Below are 11160 nucleotides of genomic sequence, written 5' to 3' on the forward strand. Positions count from 1 at the left end.
TTGCAGCGGCGCGGCGCACCACTTTTGCACTATCACGTTCCCCGCCGTTGTTTTTGCCGCGGCTCAAAACCAAGCACTATGAAGAAGCACCTCGTTGTTCTTACCGGCGCCGGCGTTTCGGCCGAGTCCGGCATCCGCACGTTCCGCGACACCAACGGGCTCTGGGAAGACCACCGCGTGGAGGACGTGGCCTCGCCCGAAGGCTTTGCCCGCAACCCCGCGCCGGTGCTCGACTTTTATAACCAGCGGCGGCGGCAGGCCGAGGGTGTGCAGCCCAACGCTGCGCACCGGGCCCTGGCAGGCTTTGAGGCGCACTCCGACTGGCACGTAAGCATCATCACCCAGAACGTGGACGACCTGCACGAGCGCGCCGGCTCGACCGACGTGCTGCACTTGCACGGCATGCTGCGCCAGATGCGCACCGTGGCCGACGAAACCACGATCTACGACTGCACCGGCGACATCCAGCTCGGCGATTTGGGCCCCGACGGCACCCAGCTGCGGCCGCACATCGTGTGGTTTGGCGAAATGGTGCCCGCCATTGAGGAAGCCGCCGAAACCGTGGCCACCGCCGACGCGCTGCTGGTGGTGGGCACCTCTTTGCAAGTGTACCCCGCCGCCGGGCTGCTGCACTACGCCCCGGCCGCGTGCCCGGTGTTCGTCATCGACCCGCACCAGCCGCCCGCCGGCCGGCGCGGTGTGCGCTACATAGTGGCCCCGGCCAGCACGGGCGTGCCCGAAATACTGGCCGAGCTGGGGGCCAAATCAGGGGCCCTATAGCCCCGACAGCGCGGGTACAGCCGGGGTAGCTGGCCCGCGCTACCTTTGCCCGCTTCCAATCACCCATTTTTTTTGCCTGTGCAGTTTCCGCTTTGCAAACTGGCCGTCATCGACATCGGCTCCAACGCGGTGCGGTGCCAGATTTCGGCCGTGCTGAATTACGAGGGCAAGTTCCGGCTCAAGCGCGTCGAGTACGTGCGCTACCCCATGCGGCTCGGCGAAGACGTGTTCGCCACCGGCCAGATTTCGCCCCTTAAGGAGGAGAAATTCGTCAAGTTCCTGCACTCGCTCAAGCTGCTGATGGAGGTGCACGAAGTGGCCCACCACCTCATCTGCGCCACTTCGGCCATGCGCGGCGCCACCAACGGCGCGGCCATTGCCACCCGCGTGCGCGAAGAGCTGGGCCTGCACATCCAGGTGATTGATGGCCAAGACGAAGCGTTCTACATCAACCGCGTCATCGAGCACCTGCTGGAAGACAACAAGCACTACCTGCACATCGACGTGGGCGGCGGCAGCACCGAGTTCAACATCTACCACGACCGCCGTAAGGTCGCCGCGCAGTCGTTTGAAATCGGCTCCATCCGCCGGATGCAGCAGGAGGAAAGCGGGGGCCCCAGCACGGGGCCCCAGGACGAGCTTTGGGCCCGCATGGAGGCCTGGGTGCGCGAAAACGCCCGCCGCTACCACGTCACCCGCGCCATCGGTACGGGCGGCAACATCAACAAGCTCTACACCATGTCGCCGGCTGCGCCCAACAAGGCCGTGGCCCGCCGCAGCCTCGAAACCATCCTGGCCCGCCTCGCCGGCCTCACCATGGAGGAGCGCGTGAACGTGGCCATGCTCAACCCCGACCGCGCCGACGTCATCGTTCCCGCTGGCCACATCTACCTCTCGGCCATGCACTGGGCCAACGTGAGCAGCATGATCGTGCCCGATATTGGCCTGAAAGACGGCATGCTCCAGGCCCTGTTCGAGGAGCATTTCGACGAAATCAGCCCCGCCAGCGGCCACCCCGCTCACCCGCCCGTGCCCGACGTGCGCAACCAGCCCGCCGGCATGGAGTAGTGGGCGCTTGAGGACACATCGTCGGTTGGTTTGACAGCGCATTCCTGTCAAACAACCGACGTTTTAGGGGCCCCACGGCCCCTTGAAACCATTACTCCAACCCTGCCTGCACTGCCTCGGCTTCCGTATGGACGCCGGTCAGGTTTTCCTCGTCGCCAATGCCCTCGCCAAAGGTCGAATCGGGGCCCTGGGCTTCGGCCTGGGCGGCAACTGCGGCGGCTTCGGTTTCGACGGCGACCAGGGCGGCGGCTATTTCCTGGCGGCGGGTGGCTTGCTGGGCCAGCAGGGCCAATAAGCCTTCGGGCGTGGCCAGGGCCAGCTGGGCCTCGTCGCGCTTGTAGAAGTCTTTGTGCACGTTCACCACGGGCTCGCCGGCGGCCGGGCGCTGCCGAATGTAGGCCCCGTCCTCGCGCATTACGTAGCTATTCTGGTTATCCAGTAGGTTGAGCATCAGTATTTTGATGGACTCGCGCCGCAGCTGTGGGTTCACAATCAGAAACAGGGCCTCGATGCGCCGGTCGAAGGAGCGCACCATCACGTCGGCCGAGCCGGCGTACACGCGGGCGTCGCCGCCGTTGTGGAAGTAGAACAGCCGCGCGTGCTCCAAGTACTCGCCCACAATGCTGCGCACCTCGATGTTGTCGCTCAGCCCCGGCCGACCCGGCCGCAGGCAGCAAATGCCCCGTACAATGAACCGGATGGGCACGCCGGCCTTCGCCGCCTTGTAAAATTCGTCAATCAACTCCTTGTCTTCCAAAGAGTTCATCTTCATCACAATGCCGCTGGCCTGGCCCTTCTTGGCGTGCTTCACCTCCTCGCGCACCAAGTGGATGAGCTGTTGGCGCATGTCCTTGGGGGCCGTAATAAGGTACTCGTAGTTGTCGGGCTGCGAATGGCCAGTGATGACGTTGAAAAATTCCGACACGTCGTGGCCATACGTGTCGTTGGTCGTCAGCATGCTGATGTCGGTGTAGAGGCGCGAGGTTTGCTCGTTGTAGTTGCCCGAGCCGATGTGCACGTAGCGCGTCACCTTCTCCCCTTCCTTGCGGATGATCATCAGCAACTTAGTGTGCGTCTTGTACTTGCTCACCCCATAAATCACGAAGCAGCCAGCCTTTTCCAGCCGGGCCCCTTCGCGGATATTTTTCTCCTCATCAAAGCGCGCCTTCACCTCGAACAGCACCGATACGTGCTTGCCATTTTCGGCTGCTTTTAGCAGCGCCGCGCTCACCCGCGACTCGTCGGCGAGCCGGTAAATCGTCTGCTTGATGCCCAGCACCTGCGGGTCTTCGGCGGCTTGCTCCAGCAGGCGCACCATCGGCTCGATGCTGTTGTAGGGGTGGTGCAGCAGCACGTCGTGGTGCTTGAGGTACTCGAAGAGGTTGTCCTCGGCGCCTTCGGGCAGGCTCAGGGGCATCACCGGAGCGGGCAATTTGGCCCCTTTGCCCCGGAAATTGGGGTGGCGAATGATCTGCCACAGCCCTTTCATATCCAGCAAAGCGCTGATGACGAAGATATTGCCGTTGTCAATGTTCCACCGCTCGCGCAGCACTTCCATCAGCAGCGGCGAGGCGTTGGGCTCCACTTCCACGCGCACCACGCGGCCGCGCTTGCGGGTTTTCAGGCCCACCTGAATTTCCTTGATGAAGTCGTTGTCAATGTCGTCGGACTCTTCCAGCGTGAAATCGCCGTTACGGGTGATGCGCATCAGGTCGGCCGACAGGATTTCGACGTTGCGGAAAAGCCGGGGCAGGTATTCGCGCACAATTTCCTCAATGGGCACAAAAATCACCCGGTCCTTGCGCTGCAACTCAAAAAACCGCGTCAGGTTTTGCGGGATCTGCACGAAGGTGAGGCGCTCCTGTCCTTTTTCGGTTTCCTCGTCCAAACCCAGGGCCCCCGGGTTGCTGGCCCGCGTCACCACCCCGAAAATGAGCATCTGGTTCATTATCAGCGGGAAGCCGTGGTAGGCATCGTACACCATCGGCGTGAGCAGCGGAAACACCGTGTTCTTGAAGTAGCCATCGGCCTTGCGGGCCTCAATCTCCGTCAACTCACTTACTTTCAGAATACTAAAGCCGTTTTTCTCAAACACCGGCTTCAGCTCGTTCACGTACGTCAGGCTCTGGTCGTTGACGAAGCGGTGGGCAAAATCGAGCAGCTTGCGCCGAAACGGCAGCTCCCGCAGCCCCGAATAGTCTACCCGTTCCTTGCCGTAATCGAGGTAATTGTAGAGCGACCCCACCCGAATCATAAAAAATTCGTCGAGGTTAGAGCTGGTGATGGCCAGGAACTTGAGGCGGTCAAACAGGCTCTTGCCCGTGTCCTGGGCCTGGTCGAGCACCCGGTAGTTAAACCGCATCCAGCTTAAATCGCGGCTGATGTACTTGCTCTTGCGGATAAGGTCGGCGGACTTGAACAGTTTCATAGGACAGGGAATTAACGCGCATCGGGGCGCAGGGCGGCCATCAGGCAGTAAAATAACAACCGCCTGCGTGGCTGTCCGGGCCGGGGCCCTAAATAAAAACCCAACCCTGGTCGAAAACGACACACTTTGGCGTGGTGGTGCATCACCTTTGGGGCCCCACCAATCCGTCATTGCCATGCAGTCTGCCTCCCCCATCCCGCCCGCCCACGCGTTGGCCGAAACCCTTGCTCACGGAGTGGGAGCACCGCACCAGCTTTCGCCCCACCCCCACCCACCGAGCCGCCCGCTCGCTCACGCTGGCCCGGCTCGCGGAATTGTGCGCGTTGACGCTGATAGAACAAGATGTCAATATAGACGCCGGCGACATCCGCACCACGTTGGCCCCCGTCGCCAGTTTCGGTATCGCTACGGCAACGGCCGGGGCCCGGCCGCGCCGCACAGGCCGTAGCGGCCCTGCAACTCCACCACCACGGGCCCACCCCCGCCGGTCCGGTGCACCATCCTGCTCAGCATCACCAGCCACCCCAGCGCCGATTTGGAGATGGATGAGCTGACCTACATCACAGAATATATCCAAAATGCGCAAGGCGAAGATGCCGAAATGATTTTTGGGCACGGTGAACACGATGATGCAGCAGCTCCCGGGTTGCGTATGCATCTGCTCGTCGGCTACGGGGCCCCACTCGAAAGCAATAAGCTGTAATTGTGGACTGGGTAATCGGCACGCTCTGTCAGCGAAAGGGCATTATTCCGTGATAATGGCTGTGGCTTCAATTTCGACGAGTAGGCGGGGGTCAATCAGTGCCGCTACTTGCACCATCGTGGTGGCGGGGCGAATAGTGCCGAATACCTCCCCGTGGGCCCGCCCAATGGCCTCCCACGCGCGGATGTCGGTCACGAACATGCGCGTGCGTACTACGTGCTCAAATGAGGCCCCAGCGGCGGCCAGCGCCTCGCCGATTTTCTCCAGTACCCGCTTGGTTTGGGCGTAGGCATCGCTGCCCGTCACGGCGTCGCCGTCCTGGGCGGTGGTGCCGGCTACTTCCACCACGTTGCCCACGCGCACGGCGCGGGAGTAGCCCACTACGGGTTCCCAGGGGGCCCCCGATGAAATAAGTTGTCGCGTCATGGCTGGGCAGAAAAAGAAAAGGCCCGCTTTACAGCGGGCCTTTCTATTAAAAATAAATTAGACGTCAACCTTGGCGTACTTGGCGTTTTGCTCGATGAACTCGCGCCGGGGGGCCACTTCGTCGCCCATCAGCATCGAGAACAGGTGGTCGGCTTCCACGGCCGAGTCCACATTTACTTGCTTTAGGGAGCGGGTTTCGGGCTGCATGGTGGTTTGCCAGAGCTGCTCGGCGTTCATCTCGCCCAAGCCTTTGTAGCGCTGCACGTTCACCGTGTCGGGCTTGCCGCGGCCCAGCTCCTCCTGGGCCCGCTGGCGCTCCTCTTCGGTCCAGCAGTAGCGCTCTTCCTTGCCGCGCTTCACGAGGTAGAACGGCGGCTGGGCGATGTAGATATAGCCACTGTCGACCAGGGCCCGCATGTAGCGGAAGAAGAACGTGAGGATCAGGGTACGGATGTGGGAGCCGTCCACGTCGGCATCGGTCATGATGATGACCTTGTGGTAGCGCAGCTTGGCCAAGTTCAGGGCCTTGGCGTCGGCTTCGATGCCCTTCTCCGGGTCGGCGGGCGTGCCGAAGGTCACGCCCAGGGCCGTAATCATGTTCCTGATTTCCTCGTTCTCCAGGATGCGGTGCTCCTGGGCTTTCTCCACGTTCAGGATTTTGCCACGCAGCGGCAGAATGGCCTGGAATGCCCGGTTGCGGCCCTGCTTGGCGGTGCCACCGGCCGAGTCCCCTTCCACCAGGTACAGCTCGCAGATTTCGGGGTCCGATTCCGAGCAGTCGGCCAGCTTGCCGGGCAGCGAGTTGGAGCCCAGCACGGTTTTGCGCTGCACCATTTCGCGGGCCTTCCGGGCGGCGATGCGGGCCTTGGCGGCCAGAATCACCTTCTCGACGATGATGCCGGCCTCGCGGGGGTTTTCCTCCAGGTACTGCTGGAGAATTTCGCCCACCACGGTGTTCACCGCGCCGCTCACATCGGAGTTGCCGAGCTTGGTTTTGGTCTGGCCTTCGAACTGCGGCTCCTGCACCTTCACCGAAATAACGGCCGTGAGGCCCTCGCGGAAGTCTTCGCCCGAAATCTCCACTTTAGCCTTTTCGAGCTTGCCCGACTTGTCGGCGTAGTTCTTCAGGGTGCGGGTGAGCGCGGCGCGGAAGCCGGCCACGTGCGTGCCGCCCTCGATGGTATTGATGTTGTTGACGTAGGAGTAGATGTGCTCCTGGTAGTCGGAATTGTATTGCAAGGCCACTTCCACCGGTGTGCCGCCCTTCTCGCTCACCACGTGGATGGGCAGGGGCATGAGCACCGTGCGGGCGCTGTCGAGGTACTGCACGAACTCGCTGAGGCCCCCCACCGAGTAAAATTCCTCGTAGCGGAAGCCGGTGCCCGCGGCGTTCTGCTCGCGGCGGTCCGTCAGGGTGATGCGGATGCCCTTGTTGAGGTACGAAAGCTCGCGCAGGCGGGTGGCGATGGTGTCGTACTTGTAAACGGTTTCGGTGAAGATGCTGTCGTCGGGCAGGAAATCGACCTGCGTGCCGTGCTCCTCTGTGTCACCAATCTCCTTCACGGCGTACTGCGGCACGCCAATTTTGTAGTCCTGCTCGTAGATGTGGCCTTTGCGGCGCACGGTCACCTTCAAATCGGTACTCAGCGCGTTCACGCAGCTCACGCCCACGCCGTGCAGGCCCCCGGATACTTTGTAGGAATCTTTGTCAAACTTGCCGCCGGCGTGCAGCACGGTCATCACCACTTCGAGGGCCGAGCGGCCTTCCTTGGCGTGGAAATCGACGGGAATGCCGCGCCCGTTGTCGCGCACGGTCACGGAGTTGTTTTCGTTGATGGTAACCTCGATTCGGTCGCAGTGGCCGGCCAGGGCCTCGTCGATGGAGTTGTCGACTACTTCCCACACCAAGTGGTGCAGGCCTTTAATGCCCGTATCGCCGATGTACATGCTGGGGCGCTTGCGCACGGCCTCCAGTCCTTCCAGCACCTGAATGCTATCGGCCGTGTATTCGGCGGGGGCCTTCTTTTCTGCTATTTCGCTCATGCAAAAGGGGATTAAAGCGGCTGCAAAAACCAGCCACTAAGAGAACAACCAAAAGTACCTTTTTTATTCCATTTGGCCTACTTTCTCGCTATATTTCCCGGACCACAAAAAAGCCCTTCCCGGGGCCGGAAAGGGCTTTTTTTAGGACCTTGAAACCAGCTTAAAAGCCGGTTCAACAAGTGGCCCCGTTTGGATTCGAACCAAAGACCGGCTGCTTAGAAGGCAGCTGCTCTATCCAACTGAGCTACGGGGTCGAAACCGGGGCAACTATGTCGGGGTGGCAGGATTCGAACCTACGACCTTCTGCTCCCAAAGCAGACGCGATACCGGGCTACGCTACACCCCGAAAACTTCCCGCAGGACTAATGGCCGGGGCCCTACGATGGCACAAAGGTACGGCAGAAACCCGGATGCGCAACCCGGACGGCACAAATTCCACGCGGGGCCCCACCTCCCTATTTATACGGATGTGGCCGGTATTACTACCGGTTTTCGGCCAAACGATTGGATAGCAAGGCGCAGGCGCCGTAGTGGTAGTCGAGTTCCTTCTTTTTCTAATCTACCCTTTTTATGTCATCCTTTCCTCCTTCCCATCCTGTGGCGCCCGAAACGGACGCCCCGACACTGCTGGCGCCCGTGGCCCGGCGGTCCTTCTTGCGTTATTCCAGCGCCGGCCTGGCGCTGGGCGGCTTGTACTTGGCCGGTTGCTCCAAAGACGACACCACGGGGCCCAGCGGCAGCGGCCTCATCGACGTGGGCACCGGCGATACGGGCATCCTGAACTACGCCTACGCGCTGGAGCAGCTCGAAGCCGCGTTCTATACCCAGGTGGTGGCCGGCGCCTACTACACGGGCACGGCTTCGGCGGCGGAGAAAGCCATTTTCTCCGACCTGAAAGACCACGAAATCATTCACCGGGAGTTCTTCAAGGCGGCCATTGCCACGGGCCGCATCACCGATGCTTTGATGCCGGATTTTTCGGGCATCGACTTCGCGCAGCGCACGACCGCGGCGGGCTCGGCCAAAATGGGCGTGCTGAACGCTGCCATGGCGTTTGAAGACCTGGGCGTAGCGGCTTACAACGGAGCCGGCCGCTTCATCAGCAACGTGGATTACCTCACGTTGGCGGGCAAAATTGTGTCGGTGGAAGCGCGCCACGCGGCCGTCATCCGCGAGCTAATGACCACGAACACCTTCGTGGCCAGCGACGTGGTGGACACGACCACCACGGGCCTGGAAAAATCGAAGCGCCCGCAGGTGGTGCTAGCCACAGCCAATAACTTCCTGATGGCTGGCTCCAAGCTCAGTGCCAACAATTTCGCGTAAGGCCGCGCGCTCCCTTCCCTTCAATTTGCATTCGCTTAGATAGATCATGGACTTATTTAAAATTATCGACGACATCGCCCAGGTCGACCCCGAGGTATACGACCGGTTCAACCCCCGCCGCGCGGTATTCCGCAACTTCCTGGGCTTTGGTAAGAAAGTGTCCGCCGCGGCCATACCCCTGGCCGTGAGCACGTTGTTCACCAAGGCCTATGGCCAAACCGCCACATTGCCCCAAGTTGTCATCGATACCCTGAATCTGGCTTTGCAGCTAGAGTACCTCGAATACTATTACTACGATACGGCCCTGAACTCGCCCGGCCTGCTCACCCCCGAGCAAACGGCGGCCTTTACCATCATCCGCAACGATGAGAAGCTGCACATCAGCACCTTGCGCGGCGTGCTGCTGACCGCGGCCATTGCCGACCCCACCCGGGCGGGCTACGACTACACGACCTCGCAGAACAAGACCCGCTCGCCGCTGATGCCCGCCTTTGCCACGCTGGGGGGCACTACCTCGCCCACCACCGGCATGTTCACCGACAACGCCACCTTCCTGCTGGTGGGCCAGAACTTTGTGGATACCGGCGTGCGCGCCTACAAAGGCGGCGCGGCCAACCTCATCACCCAGAAGGACATCCTGGAAGCCGCCCTCAACATCCACTCGGTGGAGGCCCGGCACTCGTCGCGCATCCGCTCGTTCCGGCGCGGCGGCATTCAGGGCGCCACGGCCCCCAAAAGCTGGATTACGCCCGACGAGACGCCCGGGGCCCTGCTGCCCAACAACGGCGTGGCCGGCGCGCCCGCCATGGTGAGCCCGTACGCCGCCGGCGCCGACGCCACCAAGTACCCCGCCGAGAACAACACGACCCAAGCGGGCCTCGCGCTGACTACCAGCGGTATTGCTTCTTCCACGGCCGGAGCAGAGGCGTTCGATGAGCCCCTGGATGCGGCCACGGTGAAAGCCATCGCCAAGAACTTCGCAGCCAACCCCACGGCGCTGTTCAACTAAGCACTTTGCTGTGCGGTAATAAAGAAGCCCCGCCGATTGGCGGGGCTTTTTTGTTGCACGCCGGTTCGAGCTTTCCCTTGCTTGTCAGCGAGCAGATGGTCAAAGGCACTCCTTGGCGGGGGCCCCACGAACAATGCTTTCGTTTCGTTCAAAAAACAACGCATTCGGCTTCAACTAATCTACTAGGGGCCCGTTGCAGCCGTTTTCTTTCATTGTCCTGCGGCCCCAGGCAACCCGGTAGGCGGCTTTACCGAGTCAGCTGCACACGGCTGTGCCCCGCCCGCGGCTTGTGTGGCCTCAATGCCTCACTGCTCGTTCTCGTCCGTTGCCTACCCGTTGGCCCTGCCCCGTGCGGCGGATTTGCGCCGGTTGGCGAAAACGTTCGCGCAGTTGCTGGCTCCGTACGTTGCACCCGGCCGCGGGCGCACCAAGCGTTGCGCGAGCTACTGGCGGATCCCGCCAGCCATGCCGCCGTAGTGGACCATCTCGTGGCGCTGAGCGAATTTGCCCTGCAATTTGCGGCGCATGCACAGCCGTGGCAGGCGTCGCTGACCGCTTGGCGGCGCGCGTACCGCCGGGCACTTCCCTCGCGCCGGGCACGGATGCAGGCCGCCTACGACCCGCGCGAGGCCACGGCGCTGCTCGCCGCGCTGTACCGGCTCTACGACGAATCGTTTGGCGACATGCAGCAAATTGTGGCCTTCGGGCACACCACGTTCCAACCCCCCGCGGCGTAGCCCATTGCGTGCACGGCCGCTGGGCCAGCTACCATTCCTGCGGTTGCGTTGTTGCCAGGGCCGCCCCGTAGCCGACGTTGGGCGTTGGGGCCCGGGCAGGCAGTAAGCCCATCATTGTGGGACTACGAACGTGAAATTGATGGTGCGTTTACTGCCCTTTGACTTCTTTATCACTACGCTCTAAAGCAAAAAACCCCGCCTGCGAGGTGCAGGCGGGGTTTTTGTGGAGAGAGGGGGATTCGAACCCCCGGTAACCTTTAGAGCTACGGCAGTTTAGCAAACTACTGGTTTCAGCCACTCACCCATCTCTCCAATTGGCTGGTCGCTTCCGTCCGAAGCGGGTGCAAATATACGGGGCTGGTTGAAAAACCCGCGTTGCGGCACCAAAAAAATTATCTTTGTTGCGCCCCGGGCCCGGCCTGGGGGCCCCAGCCACCGCTTATTCCCTTCGCCCCTACTTGCTTACCTGGGCCTACCCTGATTTTGGCTTGCCGCTGGCGGCGGCGGCGCTGGCCCTGCTGCTGGTGCTGGCCTATGTGCTGCGCACCGGCCGCCTGGCGCGGGCCTTGGGGCAGCGCGCCGGCCGCCTGGCCTGGAGCTGCCGCTGCGCCTGCTGGCCGGGACCTGCTACTGGCGGCTG

General features: G+C 62.0%; 10 protein-coding genes and 3 tRNA genes. 7 read left to right on the forward strand and 6 right to left on the reverse strand.

Annotation, left to right across the window (positions count from 1 at the left end):
• The first annotated feature begins 78 nt into the window (after positions 1 to 78).
• Together BEN49_RS16860 and BEN49_RS16865 are read left to right on the forward strand one after the other, a co-directional pair.
• Complete coding sequence (locus BEN49_RS16860; protein ID WP_070745459.1) at positions 79 to 780, forward strand: SIR2 family NAD-dependent protein deacylase; 702 nt, start codon at positions 79 to 81, stop codon at positions 778 to 780.
• Positions 781 to 858: 78 nt separating this feature from the next.
• Entirely contained in the window at positions 859 to 1848 is a 990-nt protein-coding gene (locus BEN49_RS16865) for a Ppx/GppA phosphatase family protein (RefSeq protein WP_083326200.1), read from the forward strand.
• Positions 1849 to 1939: 91 nt separating this feature from the next.
• On the opposite strand, the gene ppk1 is transcribed toward BEN49_RS16865, so the two are convergent.
• On the reverse strand, positions 1940 to 4276 hold the full coding sequence (gene ppk1, locus BEN49_RS16870) for a polyphosphate kinase 1 (RefSeq protein ID WP_239691984.1): 2337 nt from the start codon (positions 4274 to 4276) through the stop codon (positions 1940 to 1942).
• Positions 4277 to 4817: 541 nt separating this feature from the next.
• Here ppk1 and BEN49_RS28190 point away from each other — a divergent pair.
• A complete protein-coding gene (locus BEN49_RS28190) occupies positions 4818 to 4979 on the forward strand; it encodes a hypothetical protein (RefSeq protein WP_158022979.1) in 162 nt (53 codons plus the stop codon).
• Between the two features lie 42 nt (positions 4980 to 5021).
• Here the strand turns inward: BEN49_RS28190 and BEN49_RS16875 are convergent, their stop codons facing one another.
• The 4 genes from BEN49_RS16875 to BEN49_RS16890 all read right to left on the reverse strand — a co-directional run bounded on the left by BEN49_RS16875 (position 5022) and on the right by BEN49_RS16890 (position 7794).
• Positions 5022 to 5405, reverse strand: a complete 384-nt coding sequence (locus tag BEN49_RS16875) for a RidA family protein (RefSeq protein ID WP_070745462.1) — start codon at positions 5403 to 5405, stop codon at positions 5022 to 5024.
• A gap of 57 nt (positions 5406 to 5462) precedes the next feature.
• Complete coding sequence (gene gyrB, locus BEN49_RS16880; RefSeq protein WP_070745465.1) at positions 5463 to 7448, reverse strand: DNA topoisomerase (ATP-hydrolyzing) subunit B; 1986 nt, start codon at positions 7446 to 7448, stop codon at positions 5463 to 5465.
• A gap of 180 nt (positions 7449 to 7628) precedes the next feature.
• Positions 7629 to 7702, reverse strand: a tRNA-Arg gene (locus BEN49_RS16885).
• An 18-nt stretch (positions 7703 to 7720) separates the two neighbouring features.
• Positions 7721 to 7794: transfer RNA gene (locus tag BEN49_RS16890), tRNA-Pro, on the reverse strand.
• Between the two features lie 251 nt (positions 7795 to 8045).
• Between BEN49_RS16890 and BEN49_RS16895 the strand changes: the two genes are divergently transcribed.
• The 3 genes from BEN49_RS16895 (at position 8046) to BEN49_RS27085 (ending at position 10520) form a co-directional block, all read left to right on the forward strand.
• Positions 8046 to 8774, forward strand: a complete 729-nt coding sequence (locus BEN49_RS16895) for a ferritin-like domain-containing protein (protein ID WP_239691985.1) — start codon at positions 8046 to 8048, stop codon at positions 8772 to 8774.
• A 46-nt stretch (positions 8775 to 8820) separates the two neighbouring features.
• A complete protein-coding gene (locus BEN49_RS16900; protein WP_070745471.1) occupies positions 8821 to 9783 on the forward strand; it encodes a ferritin-like domain-containing protein in 963 nt (320 codons plus the stop codon).
• A 476-nt stretch (positions 9784 to 10259) separates the two neighbouring features.
• Positions 10260 to 10520 carry a hypothetical protein gene (locus BEN49_RS27085; protein WP_125916962.1) on the forward strand — a complete coding sequence of 87 codons (261 nt, stop codon included), beginning with the start codon at positions 10260 to 10262 and terminating at the stop codon, positions 10518 to 10520.
• Between the two features lie 224 nt (positions 10521 to 10744).
• Here the strand turns inward: BEN49_RS27085 and BEN49_RS16905 are convergent.
• Positions 10745 to 10832: transfer RNA gene (locus BEN49_RS16905), tRNA-Ser, on the reverse strand.
• Between the two features lie 89 nt (positions 10833 to 10921).
• On the opposite strand from BEN49_RS16905, the gene BEN49_RS16910 reads away from it, so the two are divergent.
• A partial coding sequence (locus BEN49_RS16910; RefSeq protein ID WP_141765695.1) for a hypothetical protein occupies positions 10922 to 11160 on the forward strand: 239 nt, incomplete at its 3' end.

It is taken from the genome of Hymenobacter coccineus (assembly GCF_001816125.1).
GTDB lineage: Bacteria > Bacteroidota > Bacteroidia > Cytophagales > Hymenobacteraceae > Hymenobacter > Hymenobacter coccineus.

Excerpts from the sequence above, each read along its gene's own strand:
- BEN49_RS16860 (WP_070745459.1), top strand. The coding sequence starts at position 79 with ATGAAGAAGCACCTCGTTGTTCTTACCGGCGCCGGCGTTTCGGCCGAG.
- ppk1 (WP_239691984.1), bottom strand. The coding sequence starts at position 4,276 with ATGAAACTGTTCAAGTCCGCCGACCTTATCCGCAAGAGCAAGTACATC.
- BEN49_RS28190 (WP_158022979.1), top strand. The coding sequence starts at position 4,818 with ATGGATGAGCTGACCTACATCACAGAATATATCCAAAATGCGCAAGGC.
- BEN49_RS16875 (WP_070745462.1), bottom strand. The coding sequence starts at position 5,405 with ATGACGCGACAACTTATTTCATCGGGGGCCCCCTGGGAACCCGTAGTG.
- gyrB (WP_070745465.1), bottom strand. The coding sequence starts at position 7,448 with ATGAGCGAAATAGCAGAAAAGAAGGCCCCCGCCGAATACACGGCCGAT.
- BEN49_RS16900 (WP_070745471.1), top strand. The coding sequence starts at position 8,821 with ATGGACTTATTTAAAATTATCGACGACATCGCCCAGGTCGACCCCGAG.